The following is a 17,375-nucleotide window of genomic DNA, read 5'->3' on the forward strand; positions in this document are numbered from 1 at the left end:
GCACAAAAAGTGTCTCACGCACTCTTTAATTTTAATTAGAAATCTTTAATCGTCGTATCAAGACGACTTGCAACTCGTTCTAGTTCCTCCGAAGATTCGCCAATGGATTCAATTACATTTGCCAACTCAGTAATTTGACTTCCAACATTTTGGAAGTTTACGATAGAGCCCTCTACTGAGCCAGATATCGCATCGAATGCTTTTAATGAGTTCAAATTTTGCTCGATACTATTATTTACGAGCTCTTGTATTTCTTGAATTGCCTGAACTACATGTTTCGTAATGCCATTAGACATGCCGATCAAATCTGCAATTTGTTCCACTGATTCTTTCGTTTGATCTGCTAACTTACGTACCTCATCGGCTACTACTGCAAAACCTTTTCCATGTTCCCCAGCTCGTGCAGCTTCAATTGCTGAATTCAATGCTAGTAAATTAGTTTGTCCAGAAATGCTTTTCACCATCTCGATTACTTTATTAATTTTGGAAGAAGAATGGTTTAACTCTTCTACCATTATCGCCATTTCAGCAGTCTTATCATTAATTTTTCCAGTTTGCTCATTTAATAATACTATTTTCGAATAGCCTTCAGATGAAACTTTTTGCATCGTCTTAGCTTCATCAATACTTTCCTTTAAGTAAGCATCTACTTGCTTCGTACTAGAAATAAGCTCCATTACCGATTCATTTGTTTCATGAGACTGGGCTTCTAACTGCGTCGAAATTCCACCAACTATATCTTTTACATGTGCACGGATACTACTTCGTTGCTCTTCTACTATAGAATTAGAATAGTTGTTATACTCTTCCAAAACAATTTGCTGTTCAAAATTACACATTTTACTAATAGCATCACATAACTTTTCTTCTTCTTCTTTTGATAGATGCAAATTATAGACGATTTTCCGCAAAGATTTTTCTAGGTTTTGAAACGCAGCTAAATACCATTTCGGATATAAATTAATCTTTACATGCATTTTTCCTACGCTCCGACGCTTTTCTAAAAAGTTGTCATCGATTTTCCCTTCAAACATTTCAATTATATGATGGCGAAGTGTTTGGCGAAGGCGTTCACTCGAACTGTGCTTTTGAATAACATCTCGTAAAGTTGGTACACTCTCTACTGCTTTATAAAATGTTTCGACCACTTCCACAACACTTTGCTCAACATATGGCTTTAAACTTTTTATTAACTGTAAATCTTGTTTTGTTAGATTGACGAGTTGTAGCTGCAGCAGACGTTCTGGATCTTGAATAGTTACACCTGTATTTGACACATCATTCATAACAATTGTATTTTGCTTAGGTCTATTCCTAAATTGAAACATCTTTCCACCCCATAAAGTAATATATTGTGCCATTCTATTTTTTCGTACGCAACTTATCTATAATTGATTATAAAGTGTATTGATTAATAGATACAATAGTTCAGTAAAAATTATCTATTAGACCACCTATTGACACTCATTATCACTGATTTTATAATACTTTTTATCTATTTTACTATTGCAGCATTACTAATAATTAGTTAATAATAACGTTTTTATATTCACCAACTTAATGAATAGCTCTATGTTCAAAAAAAAAATCACTCATTATTGTGACAAATGAGTGACTTTTTTCATTTACATAAAAATAATAATACTTAGTATAGCAGCTAATACCAAACGATAAATCGCAAATGGCATTAGTTTTACTTTTGAGATAAGAGCTAAGAAAAACTTAATGGATAGTAATGCAAATACAAATGAACTAATAAAACCAACTACATAAAATCCTAAATAATCCATTGAAAGGGTATCCCAGTTTTTCAATACAGATACAAGGCTTGCACCTGCCATTATTGGAACAGCCATAATAAACGTGAAATCAGCAGCTACTCGGTGACTAATTCCGAAAAGGACACCACCTGAAATAGTTGCACCCGAACGAGAAAATCCTGGCCATAAAGATAAACACTGTACTAAACCTACTTTAAACGCCATGCCATAAGAAATATCATCTAATGATTCGACTTTAGGTTTTCTTGGTGCAAATTTATCGGCAGCAATCATTAAAATTGCACCAGCTACTAATGCATAAATAACATGCTCTACTTTAAATAAATGATCGTCAATAAAATCTTTAAACGCAAATCCTAATACAACTGCTGGTAACATACCGACAATTACATGCATTAAGTTAAAGCGACCTTTCATAGATCGTGATTGTCCACTAATATTATATAGACCCACGAGGCTTAGCATACGCTTCCACATGACCACAACGACCGCTAATATCGACCCTAACTGAACAACGATTTTAAAAGTATTAGCCGGATACTTTCCTAAAAACTCCTCTGTCTTTAACCACATATCATCCACAATAATCATATGACCTGTAGAAGATACTGGTGCAAACTCTGTCATTCCTTCGACAAAGCCTAAAATTAGTGCCTTCAATAATTCTATTATATCCACATTGTCACCTTACCTTTTAACTTTATTCTTCTTTTGTTCTATGTGCGGAAAATGAAGCTTCTACAATAGATACCAATTGTAAGGTAGCTTTCATAAACTTCCTAGTACCTCATACGAAAGCTAGCCTCAGTTGGAAACAGTCAGCCTTTATGTTGAATAAGCTGCTGTGTACTTCTTTCACAATCCGAATTCACTTTAATTATGACGATAACATCAAATACTTAGCCATAATCGTTTTTTGCACGCACCAACTTATTATAAGCTACTCTTTTTTCATATACTACCTCTTTTACTGAAAAGTAATATCAACAACCCATAGCTCAGAACGACTACCTATACGCATTGGTGGTCCCCAAAATCCAAAGCCCGATGAAACAAGTGTATGCATTTGTCCCTTCATCTTATAACCATGATCCAGCTCAAAAACACGAGCTGTAATATACTGGTTAGGCCATAATTGCCCTTTGTGCGTATGACCAGACATATGGAGATCTACCCCTGCCTGCTCTGGTGTTGCCAAATCATCCGGTGTATGATTCATCACAAACCAAGGCAAATGATCTTTCAATTTTATAGCATCGAGTTGTTGTCTTTCTTTATTCGTAATATCTTCTTGGCCCGTTACTATAAACGCATTGCCAACCCGAATTGTTTCATCTCGTAAAATTTCCACACCAGCTTTTTTCATTTCCTCTACAAATTCAGGAATTTTCTTACCATAATATTCGTGATTACCAAGCACACCATATACACCATAAGTAGCCGTAAGCTGTTTCATCACATCAGCCATTCCGTCTTGAACAAACCATTTTGGGTCATCATCAACAATGTCTCCTGCTAAAAAAACAACATCTGGCTTCGCTTCATTCGATAAATTTACAAAACGTTGTAAATGCTTTTTATTTGATAACACGCCTAAATGAAAATCGGAAGCAATAACAACTCTCATTGACGATAACTCACTATCTTTTTTATCCATTGTAATGTCTAAATTACGTACAACTGGAGAATATGCCAGATACGTACCGACAACCCACAGTACAAAGAACGTAAAGACAGCCAAACTTCCAATAATGCGAATATTATTGAATGGCGTTACCCACATAACAACTTGTACTGTTAAACATAACAATAAGCCGTATTCAAATATAAACATCCAATAATTACCGATTACAGAAAACACTCGTAAAGATTCATGTATCCTTCCTATAAGAACACTAAAGGAAACGATATAAAGTAACAGCCAATAGAAAACTGGATAGTAAAACCAATTCATTGCGACAAGCCACTGCTTTAAGCCCCACCCTAAATAGAACGTTAAAGCACTATATATACCTAAAAAAAGAACGCCCATGCTTATTTTTGCCATATACTAGTCCTCTACTTTCATATATTCATAGTGATTATAGCATTACAGATGGAAATCGTATTTTTAAAAGCTCTTTTATTTTAAGCAATATTTCAGTAACATTATAGATGTACTAGAAAATTTATGCATAAACGAGCAAATAAAGGGGTGTTGTCTCAGATGGGGAAGTATAAATTTGAATCCACAGAACATGAGTTATTCCGCAAAACGTTCCGTAAGTTTTTAGCAGAAGAAGCTGAGGTCCATTATAATCAGTGGGAAAAAGATCATCTTATTCCGCTTAGTTTTTGGCGTAAACTTGGACAATTAGGTTATCTATGTCCACAAGTGGAAGAACAATATGGGGGTCTCGGGTTAGATTTTAGCTTTGGTGTCATTATCCAAGAAGAATTAGAACGTGTAGGTTCAAGCCTTATCGGTGTCGGTTTGCATAATGATATCGTTGTCCCTTACATCGAGGCATATGGGACAGCTAAACAAAAATCACGCTGGCTCCCAAAATGTGTCACAGGTGAAACTATTACAGCAATTGCAATGACAGAGCCCGGGACAGGCTCCGACTTAGCGAATATACAAACGACTGCTATTCGAGATGGCGATTATTATATTGTTAATGGTCAAAAAACTTTTATTACGAATGGGATTCATGCAAATTTAGTCGTTGTCGCGGTAAAAACGAACCCCCATGCTGAGAAAAAACATCGAGGAATTAGCCTTCTCGTTATCGAGGCAGGAACACCAGGCTTTACAAAGGGGCGTAAACTTGAAAAAGTAGGCATGCATGCGCAAGATACGGCTGAACTATTTTTTGAGGATTGTCGTGTTCCAGTAGAAAATTTATTAGGTGAGGAAGGAAAAGGCTTCACCTACATGATGGAAAAGCTACAACAGGAACGTCTAGCTGTAGCAGTCGCAGCCCAATCCGCAGCCGAAGATATGCTCGCTTTAACAATTGATTATGTTAAATCACGTCAAGCTTTCGGAAAATCCATTAGTGATTTCCAAAATACGCAATTTAAAATTGCGGAAATGGCGACAAAAATAGAGCTTGGCAAAACGTTTTTAGAATCTTTAATCGAAGAGCATATTGCTGGTAAAGACGTTGTAACAAAGGTTTCTATGGCGAAATACTGGATTACTGAAAATGCTCGAGAGATATCTACTCAGTGCATGCAGTTGCACGGTGGCTACGGTTATATGGAGGAATATAAAATTGCACGACGTTATCGTGATATTCCCGTAATGTCTATATACGCTGGCACAAATGAAGTGATGAAAATGATTATTGCCAAAAATGTAGGGCTATAAAAAGCATTGTCGTTGCGAGGAATTGTGACCACAATTAATAAGAGGCAGAGATAAACTTGAAAATTTTAAAAGAAGGATCAATTTATCTTTTAAGATCAATAAATAATTAGAAGTGAGAACTAGTTGTTGGTAGCGGAGGCGGCGACTCCTGCGGGAACGCACGCTGCGTAAGACGCAACAAACCGCGCGTTAGCGAGGGTTGCGGCTTACGGTGTGCCCGCGGAAAGCGTCCGCCGTAGCGGACAACAACGGCATAGCAAAAAGTGTTAGATTGATTGCAGTCAATCTAACACTTTTTCTCTTTTGTCCTAGCTGCTTCTTACACTGCTGGTATTCGAACGATTACTTTAAATAAATCTCCATCTACATCTATGCTCATACGTGCTCCGTGCAAATCTACAATAGATTGTGCAATGGCTAAACCTAACCCTGAGCCCTCTGTATGACGTGAAGCATCTGCTCTCTTAAAGCGTTCAAATAATTCATCAGCATTTTCACTTATTTCATATTTCGCAACATTTTTCACAGTGAATTCAGCATCACCGTTAGTCGTTCTTTTTAACGTAACATAAACACGTGTACCTTCTAAGGCATATTTCAATACATTGACAATTAAATTATCGATAAGTCTCCACCATTTTTGTCCATCAACATAAGCGTAAATAGGATCATTAGACATCGACATGCGCAAATCTAAGCGTGCTTTACTTAAATCTTCCTCATGCTCTCCTACCGCCTGCTGAACAAGCTGTGTCACATCAACACGACTTCGATGAAGCTCAATATTGCCACTCGCCATTTTGGATACTTCAAACAAATCCTCAATTAATACTTTTAATCGGTCTGATTTTTTATCGAGAATATGAATATACTGCTTACGCTCCTCTTCCGTAATATCTGGATTTTTCAGTAAATCTGTATACGTAATTATAGATGTAAGAGGGGTACGTAAGTCATGGCTAACATTTGTAATTAACTCTGTTTTCAAACGTTCACTCTTTGCCTGTTCATGCATTGATGTGCGAACACCTTCACGTAAATGATTAAGATTTTCTGCATGCGCTGCTAACGGGGATTTCCCCTTTACTTTCACATCTTGGTTTAGGCGCCCTTCCGCCATATCCTTTGTATCCTTCATAATGCGATTTAAATAGCCCATTTTAGAAAGGAAAACAATCATTGCTGGAATGCCGACAATCGTACATATTCCTAATACGAGAATTGGGAATCCCCCCCCCCACATCATACTAGCAACAAGACTACCACCACCAAAAAAGGCAGCTGCGACTAAAACAATTGAATGTAAAGCGATTGATCGATTTAAAAATAAATCAGTCATCGATTCCCCTATTCCCCACAAATAACTATCTTGTACATTTTGACTTAGTTTGTTCACTGTATTTACACGATCATACAACCAAATAACTTGCACGAAAAATGCAACACCAATAATGATTAAAATTAATACTTTAAATACAAAGTCAATTAAAAATCGTACATAATTGTATTGATACGTATATTCAATTGCTTCGAATGCAATATGTGAAGAAAACCAGTATACACAACCTGTAATGAACAGGAATACTATTTGGATATCAATGCGTAGCTTGGCTAAAGATTCTTTTTCCTTTAAGCTGCCTATAGTAGGAAGCAATTCTTTACGTCCTTTCCAAGCAAAGAATGATGCTATTAGACTTGTAAGCCAAATAACAAAAAACATGTATTGATTCCGTTTAAATTGGTCATATCCATCCATTATCGCTGCAGACTGTGCAGCTCTTTTCGAGATAGTAATCGTTCCTGTGTATTCACTCGTTTCATTTAATACATCCGATTCAATGTAGACATCCGAACCGTATAACAAATGACTTGAATTGTTACTGATGCTTCCCGTTCTTAGCGGAGGGTGTACATATGTTATTTTGTATACATTGCTGTCAGTAATATCTCCGGATTGAAAAGTTTCTCCAGTTTCAACATTCGTTAATTCATAAGACAAATAGCTATAGTTTTTCGCAAAATCTTTTGCTTCATCTTTTACAGCTTTTATATATTTATCGATGAGTGCACCCTTTTGCGCCGCAATTTTCTTACGAACATATTCATCATCTTCAAAGTTTTTTGTAATATCTTTTATTTTGGCATCTCGCTCATTTTCAAGCTTTGTTTTTAATTCGTTAGCATTATTATCAGCTGCTTCTTGAATCTTCTCTTCATATTGACTCTTTATATTATCAATTTGTGTGCCTAATGAACCGTAATAATTGCGGTGTTCCTCAATTTCATTTTCTGAAACTGTAATCTTGCTCTTCAATTCCTCAGCTGTTGGTAAATTAAGCACTAACGGCCCTAGCTCTGCTTGAAAGCTGTCCAGTTCATTTTGAAAATTTCCGGATTGAAAATACGATTTCCCTACATACTGATAGCCAATTTTAGAAAACGTAAATACACCGAAAATAAACCATGTTAAACAAATAAGTGCAAGAAGAGGCTTCCAAATTTTCATCATGTTTTCAACTCCCCCCTAAAAAATTTTTTCGAAAAATTGTAGCATTTCGGAGGAGCGGGAATTTACCATTTTATATGCATAAATACCGAAATAAACGAGACCGATAACACCTGCCACAAATCCTGCTATTGTTACATACTTCTCTATTTTATTTTTCCATTTTATAGCCAACGCCCCACACCACCTTTAAATAACGTGGATTTTTCGGATCTGCTTCAATTTTTTCACGTATTTTACGAATGTGAACTGCTACAATATTTTCAGCATTGTAAGCTTCCTCATTCCATACACGTTCATAAATTTCTCGGATTGAAAAAACACGTCCTGCATTTTTCATTAGTAATTCTGTAATTTTATATTCAATTGGCGTTAAACGAACAGGTTCGCCTTCCAATACAACTTCCTTAGCATCTTCATCTAGCACTAAACCATCAATTTCTACCTTTGCTGCTCCGTCATTATACGTCCCAAGTTGTACATAACGACGCAATTGTGATTTAACACGCGCCAACAGCTCTAAAGGATGGAATGGTTTCGTAACGTAATCATCTGCTCCAACGGATAAGCCATGAATCTTGTCACCATCTTCAGCTTTCGCACTAAGCATTATAATTGGAATGTTGCGCTCTGCTCTAATTTTAAACGTCGCCGTAATACCATCCATATTTGGCATCATAATATCTAAAATAATTAAATGTACTTCATTATTTTCTAGCTTCTCAAGTGCTTCTACACCGTCTGCTGCCTTAATGACATGATAACCTTCATTTTTTAAGTAAATTTCAATACCATCACGAATATCTTGATCATCGTCTGTTACAAGAACTGTTAACTTCGTCATGATATACACCTCGCTCTCAACTAATAGTCTACATATAAAATCTTAAAAACCAACTAGGATAAAAATGAAGAATTTCTTAAGCTTTTACCATTTTCCATTCTTACTATTTCTATTTTTTCCTTCCCGCAAAAGTAAGAACTACAATGCCACTAAGTAGCATTGCAACACCAAACCAAGATGTTACGCTTAAATGCTCGCCAACTAGCACTACACCTAACATTGCTGCAGTTAAGGGTTCCGCAAGTGATAATGTTACAGCAGATGATGAGCTAATTTTCTGGAGACCACTTAAAAACAATAAATACGCTATGCTTGTACACATAACGCCCATAAAAAGCATTGTCCATAAGTTTTGTGTCACTGCTAGCCAGCTAAACCCACTGCTAATTGAAAACGGTAGTAATAAAAGCGCACAAATCGAAAACGTCATAGCCACTGCAGGTAATGCTTCTTGCTGTGCCATTAGTTTTTTACTTATATTTGTATATACTGCGAAAGAAACCCCCGCACAAATGGCTAGCCCTATGCCACCCATATGTATAGTTCCATCTCCATTATTAATAAACAATAAAATACATCCTGTAATTGTCATAACAGTTGCGATGCCCCATACTTTTGTTGGTCGCGTTTTCAAAAGTAGCCACTCCAGCACGCCTGAAAACATCGGGGCACTACCAATTGTTACAACAGTGCCAATTGCTACGCCTGTTAGACGGATAGATGTAAAAAAAAGACCTTGGAATAAAGCAATACTTGCCGCCGCCAATATTGTCCATTTCCAGGACCATGTTCGAAAAGTAATTTTACGTAACAACACTACTACAACTAATAATAATCCACCACCAATTGCTGAGCGAATAGTCGCCACTGCAAACGGTGATACGCCATTATCTAAAAAAGTTTGTGCTGTCCCTGTCATTCCCCATAAAATAGCTGCTAGAAGTACAAAAAAATATGGATAGACCATTGCTGATTCCCTCCTAACCTTTAACACTATTACTGTTAACTATACAGATTTATCCAAAATCAAACAATTCCCAACTTACTTTCCTTACATACAATCCATTATTATGTTTTCTATAACAGAGGAGGTATAATAATAACATTAAAAGGAGCGACCGTTTATGTATAAAACTATTGAAGAAACAGCCCTGGATCTTGGCATGCCTGAGGAGCAGATACTACGACTTGTTTATGAAGGACGCATCCGTTCAATTTATGATGGGGACCAAATATTGATTAATAGTGGACAATTTAGTACCTATTTTGAACAGTTAGAACGGATAAAAGAAGAAATAGAAATTTGGCGTAACACACCTATTCCTGAAGATATTGACGTGAAGGACGAAGACTAAACTTTAAAAGTGCCAGTCACTCAAACAATTCAAAATTGTTTGAGTGACTGGCACCTACTCAACTAAATACTTACTACAAATCCAGCACGTTTTCCGATAATCTCAGCGTAGTCCTCAACCATCACACTTGCCGTTGGATACATGCCTGCGCCCGGACCTACTAATGTTAATGTACCAATATAATTCGTTTCAAGCGCAACCGCATTATTAACGTCATCAACCGGATAAAGCGGATGTTCTTTATCTACTAATTGTGGACCGACCTTTGCTACCACTTTACCATTTGCAAGTTTCTCCACTTCAGCTACATGGCGATAACGTAAGCCTTTCTCACAAGCATCCTTTACCTGTTCAGCTGAGATACAGTCAATGCCAATCACTTCGACGTCAGCCCAATCTGGTTGTTCACCAAATGCTAATGCGCTTAAAATCATTAACTTTTTAAAGGCATCTTGACCAGATACATCATTATATGGGTCCGCTTCTGCATAACCTAAATTTTGCGCCTCTTTTAAAGCTTTCTCAAAGGACCAGCCCTGTGCGCGCATTTTTGTTAAAATATAATTAGATGTTCCATTCAAGACACCTTGAATACGGCTTACATCATTTACAAGCAAAATATTTTTCATCGTTTTAATAACAGGCACGCCGCCTGCTGTTGTTGCTTCGAAGCCCACGAATACACCATTTGACTTTGCAAGTTCTTGTAACTCTAAGCCACGTTTTGCAAACATCACTTTGTTTGCTGTAATCACATGACACTTATGTTCAACTGCACGCTTTAAATAACCAAATGCCGGTTCTTCATTGACAATTGCTTCAAATACAACTTGCATGCCAGGTTCTGCTAAAACCTCATCCATACTCGTTGTTAATAAATGAGCAGTACCTGGAACGCGTTCACGACTAGTATCCGTTACTAATATTTTTGCTACTTCCAGTTCAATGCCTAATTTCCGTTTAAGTTCTTCACGCTTTTCATTCAATATATGATAGATACCTTGACCTACAGTTCCAAATCCTAAGATCGCTGCCTTTATAGTTGCCATACTTGTTATTCCCTCCAACGTACATTTCTCCAGTTTTATATATATATAAAGTCTGTGCCTACAAGCACATATTCAAATAATTCAAAATTTAACCTAAAGAAAATTGTAACGCAAATAAATACATTGCACAAGAAAAATCTTTCTAGGATGGACAATTGTTTTCTCTAGGAGTGCAAAAGAAATCGGTTTCATTGCCTTTATTATACGTTTTATTAATAAATCTATAATATTTGAACAACTTTTGACGAACTCTTATTAAAAAAAGAAATGCCTTTCTTCTATTATATATGTATGAAGATACCCGTTATAGAATAAGCTGTTTTTGAAAAGCAGTAACTATTTCCACAAGTAACGTAAAACGCAACAAAAAGCTCATTCCCTATAGCAGTAGAGAATGAGCTAAAAAATATAAGGGAAAGTTAACTTGCTTGTAAAAATAATCGATAACGATATTGCGCTAAAGCTAATTGCACTAGCTTTATTTCTTCTTGTGTAAAGTTCGGTACTGCATATGTGCGTTCAATTAATTGAAACGACCCGTATTTTAAATAATATTCTGTCGCTGGTAGTGCAATATGACTTGTACCGTTAGCTTCATACTCTTCAAAAACTTCTTTGACTATGTAGCCTTCTTCTTTAGCATATACGATTTCTTCAAAAGCACTATGTCCAAAAGTTTGTTGCCATTTTGTTTCAACTGTCGAAAGTAAGTTTTGAATGGATAGGTTATTCACAAAATGTTGACTTTCATTTAATTCATAAATTATATAAGCTGTTACATTTTGTGCACGATAAACATTTCCCATTTAAAACACTCCTTTTCGATCAGTTTTTTAATGCGAGCGTAGCTACTGGCTATGTAGCTACACTCTTTTCATATATTTATTCAAAAGTGGGGGAGCACTTATGAAAACAAATTAATTGTTACCGCCTAAACTGTAGCGGCATTTAGAATTACGTAACATCGACAATCTTTAAAATTGTTCTAGGTTGGTAGCCATTCGAACATTTAACTTAATCCCTAGTATATAGCATGGTTTTAATCAAGTCAACAATACTTATAAAAATACTAGGTATTATTTATAGGAAATTTCAGTTAACTTACCGAATGAGGTAATGATTGATGTAGCAACGTTATACGCATTACCAAATGAGGTACTTCGAATGAGAAAATACGTTAACGCTACGACATGAACCTAATTTATCAATTTATATTAAGCTTCTACTTTTTGTTCAGTAGGTGTTACTTGTGCAATTGCTTGTTCTAAGTCTGCAATAATATCCTCAACTGCCTCTAAACCGATTGATAAGCGAATGAGCGACTCGGATACGCCAGTTTGGATTAGTTCCTCAGCAGATAATTGTTGATGGGTTGTAGATGCTGGGTGAATAATTAACGATTTTGCATCTCCAACGTTTGCTACATGCGAGAATAGTTTCACGCTATCTATTAGCTGACGCCCTGCTTCTCGTCCACCTTTAATGCCAAATGTAAGCACTGAACCGAAGCCATTTTTCAAGTATTTCTTCGCTAAGTCATGGGAAGCAAACTCCTCTAATCCATTATAGTTTACATATTCCACGGATGGGTGGTTACGTAAATATTCTGCAACTGCTAACGCATTCTCATTATGTTTAGGAATACGCAAATGAAGCGTTTCTAAACCTTGTAGTAAGTTAAAGGCAGCATCAGCACTTAATGTTGGACCAAAATCGCGTAGTAATTGCACACGCAGTTTTGTGGCAAATGCAGCCGCTGCAGTATCAATACCATATCGCAATCCATGATACGATGTGTCTGGCTCTGTAAATCTAGGGAATCTACCTTGTGTCCAATCAAATTTCCCAGCATCTACAACAACGCCACCTAAAGTTGTACCATGACCGCCGATCCATTTTGTTGCTGAGTGAACAACTATATCTGCACCAAAGTCGATTGGCGTTGCGCCATATGGTGAAGCAAATGTGCTATCAATAATTAATGGCAAGCCATTTTCATGTGCAATCGTTGCTACTGCTTCTACATCTAAAACCTTTAAACTTGGATTGCCGTAAATTTCAGCAAACACTGCTTTTGTGTTTTCATTAATCGCAGATCGGAAGTTCTCAGGGTTTGTTTCATCTACAAAAATTGTTTTAATACCGTAGTTTGGTAGTGTATTTGCTAATAAGTTATATGTTCCTCCGTATAAAGAGCTTGCTGCTACGATTTCATCCCCTGCACTTGCTAGATTTAAAATTGAAAATGCGATAGCTGCTGCACCTGATGAAAGTGCTACTGCTGCTGTACCGCCTTCCAGTAAAGCGACGCGTTTTTCAAAAACATCTACAGTTGGATTTGTAATACGTGTGTAAATATTGCCCGCTTCTTCTAATGCAAAAAGACGTTGCGCATGAGCAGTGTCTTTAAATACGAAAGCTGTTGAACGGTACACTGGTACAGTTCGAGAACCTGTCACTGGGTCAGGCTCTTGACCACCGTGTAATAGTAATGTTTCTGGTTTGAAATTCGACATATTTTCTTCCTCCTTAATGGTTTTACGATGGTACCGGAGATGAGGAGGATTTATGTGTAGAAAACAAAAACCCTCTTCAGTTAAGAAGAGGGTTGCGGTTGCAAGTTTTCCTCCCCTTATCTGCCAGATCCAAGTAAGAATCTGTAGGAATTAGCACCTTAGCAAGTTTGTCACTCACTGGTTGCCGGGCATCATAGGGCCTATCCCTCCGCCGCTCTTGATAAGAGTATGTGATTCAATTTCCATCGTTGTTACACAGTATAAACATAGACTTTTTTTCTGTCAACAGTAAAATTTATTTTTTTCTGAAACTTCTGTCTGCTAATTTACGTAATAAGAGCACATACACTATATTAAAAAATAAAAATGAAAGGAGCATTTTTTATGGAAAAAGCCATTATTTTTTTTATTATTATTATCATCGGTTATTTAATCGGCTGTATCCACGGATCTAAAGTAGCACAATTTCTATCGGGTGTAGATTTAAAAAAGACTGGTCATGGCAATGCTGGTGCCTCGAACGCAACGCTTTCTCTTGGTTGGAAATACGGCCTATTAGTGGCGCTAATTGATATTGGTAAAGGCGTCGGTGCTATTCTCTGTGCCATCTACTACTTTTCTTCTAATGCATCACAATTCACTGAAATACAAACGTGGCTCTTAATCTATACAATGGCTGCTAGTGTTATTTTAGGGCATAATTTCCCATTCCATATGGGCTTTAAAGGTGGCAAAGGTACTGCCTCCATTATTGGGATTTTACTGGCTGTCGATTGGAAAATTGCTTTATGTGCACTTATATTATTTGTGATTTTATCTTTCGCTACAAACTATTTAATCGTCGGTGTGTTAGAATTTTATATTGTATTTTGTACGGCAACTTATTTATGGATACCTGGAATTGGCCCAACTATTATTTCCATTCTACTTTTATGCATAGCGTTCATTTTGCATATTGAAAATATTAAAAGGCTATTCCAAGGAACAGAACCGAAAGTAACATCTGCCTTTAAAAAGTCAGTATAAACCAAGAGGATGAGACATATCTTTGAGGACTCTAGTTGGTGGTAACGAGAGGTGTGACTACTCGGCTACAGTACAAACTTAAGACGCAACTGACAGCGTGGCAGCGACGATTACGGCTGATTGTGTACCCGTGGAATGCATCCGCAGAAGCAGACATCAACGCATAGCAAAAAGTGTTAGATTGATAGCAGTCAATCTAACACTTTTTAAATATATTATTTAGCAAATGATGGATCTAGCATTGTACCGTTCTTTGCTAAATTCACATGCCAAGAAAGTGCTTTTTCTAAATCATGCGGTGTATGGTGACCACCTGTTGCTTCATTTGCGTCATTAAAGTACGCCCATAATTGCTCTTTATAATCTGGATGCGCACAGTTTTCAATGATTAGACCGACACGCTCTTTAGGTGCTAAACCTCGTAAGTCTGCAACGCCCTGCTCTGTTACGATAACATCCACATCATGTTCGGTATGGTCTACATGCGAAACCATTGGAACGATACTAGAAATTTTTCCACCTTTTGCATACGATTTTGTCACGAAAATACCTAATCGTGCGTTACGAGCAAAATCTCCAGAACCTCCAATACCATTCATCATCTTTGTGCCAGAAACATGAGTTGAATTTACATTCCCATAAATATCTAATTCAAGCGCTGTATTGACAGAGATCAAGCCGAGTCGACGGATAATTTCTGGGTGATTAGAAATTTCCTGTGGTCGTAATACTAATTTATCTGCATATTTTTCAAAATTTCCATAAACTTGGTTTCCTACTTTTTCAGATAGGGTAATAGAAGTAGCAGATGCAAAGCTTACTTTTCCAGCATCCATTAATTCAAATACAGCATCCTGTAGTACTTCCGAATAAACTTCTAAATTTTCAAACTCAGAATCTTTGAAACCTAATAATACAGCATTCGCCACTGAACCTACACCTGATTGTAGTGGGCGTAAACTCGTAGTTAAACGACCTACTTTAATTTCTTCTCTTAAGAAATTCAGTAGATGATTTGCCATAATATCTGTTTCTTCATCAGCGGGAACAATCATTGATGGTGCATCCAAAATATCTGAAATAACAATGCCTTTTACTTTGTCTAAATTTAGTGGAATGCCAATTGTACCAAGACGATCTGACACATCTAGCATTGGAATTGGATCACGTTTACCTTGTGGTCCTGGAACAAAAATATCATGCACACCTTCTAATGCATCAAGCTGTGCTATGTTTAGCTCGATGATAACTTGGTCTGCTTCTTGTACGAAAATCGGAGAGTTACCAACTGAAGTTGTAGGAATCAATAAGCCATCTTCTGTAATAGCAGCAGCTTCAATAATAGCGAAGTCAATCGGACCAATAATGCCTTGGCGTACTAATTCAGCATTGTGTGATAAATGGGCATCAACATAAGTAACTTCCCCACTATTAATCATGTTTCGAATACCTGCGTCTCCTTGGAAAGGACCTCGCTTGCGAATAACACCAGCTTCTGCTAAGTATTGGTCAACTTCAGGCCCAAGTGATGCACCTGTATATACATCTACCTTGAAGCTTTCTGTTTTTGCTTTCTCAACAAGTGCAAGCGGTACCACTTTTACGTCACCTGCACGTGTAAACCCGCTCATACCAAGTACCATGCCGTCCTTAATCCAAGATGCTGCTTCTTCTGCTGATACGACTTTGTTTCGTAATTGTTCATTACGAAGCTTTTTTGCTAACTTTTCATCCATTCCTTATTCCTCCATCCCACATTTATTTACTTCAACTAGATTATTTGTCCTTCACATCGGTACACCCAACCAATGTAAAAAAACAGGAGATAAATAACCTGTCGTCATACATAATTTTACACTATTCAGAACATTTAAGCTATATCTAACAAAATATTTTACTTTACGAGTGAATTAAGTATTAGTCTTAATTATTTGAAAATAGTTTCATCTTAAACGTTCACCTTCTTTTATATTGGATTTGATTCGATTTTAGCTAAAAATCGTGATATGCTCTTGGTATATTAATTGGGAAAAGGGGACTTTATAGATGGTTAAAGAATTATTACGTAACCACTCTTCGGTTCGTATTTATGATGGGAATCCTATATCTAAAGAAATCGTTGAGGATTTAATTGCTACTGCACAGATGGCAGCAACTTCTCACTTTGTACAAGCATATAGCGTAATTTGGGTAACGGACGAGGAGAAAAAAGAAAAGCTAGGTTTGCTGTCAGGAAATCCACGTCAATACGAAACATCTGGTGGTGCTTTTGTATTTTGTGTAGACTTTAAACGACTACAAATGGCAGGGAAATTAGAAGGCGTTGATATTGTTGCAGATTCGGCTGAGAACGTTCTTGTTGGCGTAGCGGATGTATCATTATTTGCACAAAACTTTGTTATTGCTGCTGAATCTATGGGATACGGTATTTGTTATATAGGCGGTGTACGTAATAAGCCTGAAGAAATTAGTGAATTATTTAATTTACCGGATTATGTATTCCCATTGTTTGGCTTAACAATAGGCGTTCCAGTTCGACGCAATGAGGTTAAACCTCGTTTACCAGTGGCTGCTATCCTCCATGAAAATGCATACAATACGGAAAAATATGAGGAACTATTACCTGCTTATAATGAAACAATGGAAGCATATTACAATAGTCGTTCCTCAAATCGTAAAATTGATAATTGGACAAAGCAAATGGCTGATTTTTTAGTTGAACAGCGTCGTCCACACATTAATAGCTTCCTAGCACAAAAAGGATTTAATTGGAAATAACATTACTTAAGTGGGGTTACTATCGTCTGATAATAACTCCACTTTTTTCATATTTTTAACGTTTTTTTAATGCCAACCTAGTATTTTTGACTTGATTGATATGTTAAATTCAGGTACAAATTAAACGAAAAGACTCTTTCCTTTTCCAACATTTCCATTAATATT

The 17,375-nt window shown here is 36.7% G+C and carries 15 protein-coding genes and 1 riboswitch; of the genes, 4 read left to right on the top strand and 11 right to left on the bottom strand.

Features of this window, described 5'->3' with window-relative positions:
* Nucleotides 1–35: 35 nt before the first annotated feature.
* The 3 genes from ACIP9G_RS11630 to ACIP9G_RS11640 all read right to left on the bottom strand — a co-directional run bounded on the left by ACIP9G_RS11630 (nt 36) and on the right by ACIP9G_RS11640 (nt 3,828).
* Entirely contained in the window at nt 36–1,328 is a 1,293-nt protein-coding gene (locus tag ACIP9G_RS11630; protein WP_401019432.1) for a protoglobin domain-containing protein, read from the bottom strand.
* 297 nt (nt 1,329–1,625) lie between these two features.
* Complete coding sequence (locus ACIP9G_RS11635) at nt 1,626–2,459, bottom strand: undecaprenyl-diphosphate phosphatase (protein ID WP_340821147.1); 834 nt, start codon at nt 2,457–2,459, stop codon at nt 1,626–1,628.
* Between the two features lie 289 nt (nt 2,460–2,748).
* The gene (locus ACIP9G_RS11640; RefSeq protein WP_340821148.1) at nt 2,749–3,828 is read right to left on the bottom strand and encodes a metallophosphoesterase; all 1,080 of its coding nucleotides are present in this window, start codon (nt 3,826–3,828) and stop codon (nt 2,749–2,751) included.
* A 159-nt stretch (nt 3,829–3,987) separates the two neighbouring features.
* Between ACIP9G_RS11640 and ACIP9G_RS11645 the strand changes: the two genes are divergently transcribed.
* Entirely contained in the window at nt 3,988–5,136 is a 1,149-nt protein-coding gene (locus ACIP9G_RS11645) for an acyl-CoA dehydrogenase family protein (RefSeq protein ID WP_401019436.1), read from the top strand.
* Nucleotides 5,137–5,455: 319 nt separating this feature from the next.
* On the opposite strand, the gene ACIP9G_RS11650 is transcribed toward ACIP9G_RS11645, so the two are convergent.
* The 4 genes from ACIP9G_RS11650 to ACIP9G_RS11665 all read right to left on the bottom strand — a co-directional run bounded on the left by ACIP9G_RS11650 (nt 5,456) and on the right by ACIP9G_RS11665 (nt 9,453).
* A complete protein-coding gene (locus ACIP9G_RS11650) occupies nt 5,456–7,645 on the bottom strand; it encodes a histidine kinase dimerization/phospho-acceptor domain-containing protein (RefSeq protein ID WP_401019439.1) in 2,190 nt (729 codons plus the stop codon).
* 15 nt (nt 7,646–7,660) lie between these two features.
* Nucleotides 7,661–7,816 carry a hypothetical protein gene (locus tag ACIP9G_RS11655; RefSeq protein WP_340821151.1) on the bottom strand — a complete coding sequence of 52 codons (156 nt, stop codon included), beginning with the start codon at nt 7,814–7,816 and terminating at the stop codon, nt 7,661–7,663.
* Nucleotides 7,794–8,486 (bottom strand): response regulator transcription factor, encoded by a 693-nt coding sequence (locus ACIP9G_RS11660; RefSeq protein WP_340821152.1) that lies wholly within the window; start codon nt 8,484–8,486, stop codon nt 7,794–7,796. The genes ACIP9G_RS11655 and ACIP9G_RS11660 overlap by 23 nt, the downstream gene beginning before the upstream one ends.
* 109 nt (nt 8,487–8,595) lie before the next feature.
* Nucleotides 8,596–9,453, bottom strand: a complete 858-nt coding sequence (locus ACIP9G_RS11665) for a DMT family transporter (RefSeq protein ID WP_401019441.1) — start codon at nt 9,451–9,453, stop codon at nt 8,596–8,598.
* A gap of 157 nt (nt 9,454–9,610) precedes the next feature.
* On the opposite strand from ACIP9G_RS11665, the gene ACIP9G_RS11670 reads away from it, so the two are divergent.
* Nucleotides 9,611–9,841: a MerR family transcriptional regulator gene (locus ACIP9G_RS11670; protein WP_337980032.1), complete on the top strand. Its 231-nt coding sequence runs from the start codon at nt 9,611–9,613 to the stop codon at nt 9,839–9,841.
* Between the two features lie 62 nt (nt 9,842–9,903).
* On the opposite strand, the gene ACIP9G_RS11675 is transcribed toward ACIP9G_RS11670, so the two are convergent.
* The 3 genes from ACIP9G_RS11675 to ACIP9G_RS11685 all read right to left on the bottom strand — a co-directional run bounded on the left by ACIP9G_RS11675 (nt 9,904) and on the right by ACIP9G_RS11685 (nt 13,406).
* Nucleotides 9,904–10,890, bottom strand: a complete 987-nt coding sequence (locus ACIP9G_RS11675; protein WP_340821154.1) for a homoserine dehydrogenase — start codon at nt 10,888–10,890, stop codon at nt 9,904–9,906.
* A gap of 419 nt (nt 10,891–11,309) precedes the next feature.
* Entirely contained in the window at nt 11,310–11,696 is a 387-nt protein-coding gene (locus ACIP9G_RS11680) for a hypothetical protein (RefSeq protein ID WP_401019444.1), read from the bottom strand.
* Between the two features lie 408 nt (nt 11,697–12,104).
* Nucleotides 12,105–13,406: an O-acetylhomoserine aminocarboxypropyltransferase/cysteine synthase family protein gene (locus ACIP9G_RS11685; RefSeq protein WP_401019447.1), complete on the bottom strand. Its 1,302-nt coding sequence runs from the start codon at nt 13,404–13,406 to the stop codon at nt 12,105–12,107.
* Between the two features lie 113 nt (nt 13,407–13,519).
* A riboswitch (SAM riboswitch) is annotated at nt 13,520–13,633 on the bottom strand.
* 157 nt (nt 13,634–13,790) lie between these two features.
* On the opposite strand from ACIP9G_RS11685, the gene ACIP9G_RS11690 reads away from it, so the two are divergent.
* Nucleotides 13,791–14,432 (top strand): glycerol-3-phosphate acyltransferase, encoded by a 642-nt coding sequence (locus tag ACIP9G_RS11690; RefSeq protein WP_401019449.1) that lies wholly within the window; start codon nt 13,791–13,793, stop codon nt 14,430–14,432.
* 215 nt (nt 14,433–14,647) lie between these two features.
* On the opposite strand, the gene scpC is transcribed toward ACIP9G_RS11690, so the two are convergent.
* Entirely contained in the window at nt 14,648–16,168 is a 1,521-nt protein-coding gene (scpC, locus tag ACIP9G_RS11695) for a succinyl-CoA:acetate CoA-transferase ScpC (RefSeq protein ID WP_340821158.1), read from the bottom strand.
* A 310-nt stretch (nt 16,169–16,478) separates the two neighbouring features.
* On the opposite strand from scpC, the gene chrR reads away from it, so the two are divergent.
* Nucleotides 16,479–17,210, top strand: coding sequence for a class II chromate reductase ChrR (gene chrR / locus ACIP9G_RS11700; RefSeq protein WP_401019452.1), 732 nt, complete (start codon nt 16,479–16,481; stop codon nt 17,208–17,210).
* Nucleotides 17,211–17,375: the final 165 nt, after the last annotated feature.

It is taken from the genome of Lysinibacillus sp. NPDC093197 (assembly GCF_044754025.1).
Taxonomy (GTDB): Bacteria; Bacillota; Bacilli; order Bacillales_A; family Planococcaceae; genus Lysinibacillus.

Coding starts and splice junctions, on each gene's coding strand:
- ACIP9G_RS11630 (WP_401019432.1), bottom strand. CDS start 1,328: ATGTTTCAATTTAGGAATAGACCTAAGCAAAATACAATTGTTATGAAT.
- ACIP9G_RS11640 (WP_340821148.1), bottom strand. CDS start 3,828: ATGGCAAAAATAAGCATGGGCGTTCTTTTTTTAGGTATATATAGTGCT.
- ACIP9G_RS11645 (WP_401019436.1), top strand. CDS start 3,988: ATGGGGAAGTATAAATTTGAATCCACAGAACATGAGTTATTCCGCAAA.
- ACIP9G_RS11650 (WP_401019439.1), bottom strand. CDS start 7,645: ATGATGAAAATTTGGAAGCCTCTTCTTGCACTTATTTGTTTAACATGG.
- ACIP9G_RS11660 (WP_340821152.1), bottom strand. CDS start 8,486: ATGACGAAGTTAACAGTTCTTGTAACAGACGATGATCAAGATATTCGT.
- ACIP9G_RS11665 (WP_401019441.1), bottom strand. CDS start 9,453: ATGGTCTATCCATATTTTTTTGTACTTCTAGCAGCTATTTTATGGGGA.
- ACIP9G_RS11670 (WP_337980032.1), top strand. CDS start 9,611: ATGTATAAAACTATTGAAGAAACAGCCCTGGATCTTGGCATGCCTGAG.
- ACIP9G_RS11675 (WP_340821154.1), bottom strand. CDS start 10,890: ATGGCAACTATAAAGGCAGCGATCTTAGGATTTGGAACTGTAGGTCAA.
- ACIP9G_RS11680 (WP_401019444.1), bottom strand. CDS start 11,696: ATGGGAAATGTTTATCGTGCACAAAATGTAACAGCTTATATAATTTAT.
- ACIP9G_RS11685 (WP_401019447.1), bottom strand. CDS start 13,406: ATGTCGAATTTCAAACCAGAAACATTACTATTACACGGTGGTCAAGAG.
- ACIP9G_RS11690 (WP_401019449.1), top strand. CDS start 13,791: ATGGAAAAAGCCATTATTTTTTTTATTATTATTATCATCGGTTATTTA.
- scpC (WP_340821158.1), bottom strand. CDS start 16,168: ATGGATGAAAAGTTAGCAAAAAAGCTTCGTAATGAACAATTACGAAAC.
- chrR (WP_401019452.1), top strand. CDS start 16,479: ATGGTTAAAGAATTATTACGTAACCACTCTTCGGTTCGTATTTATGAT.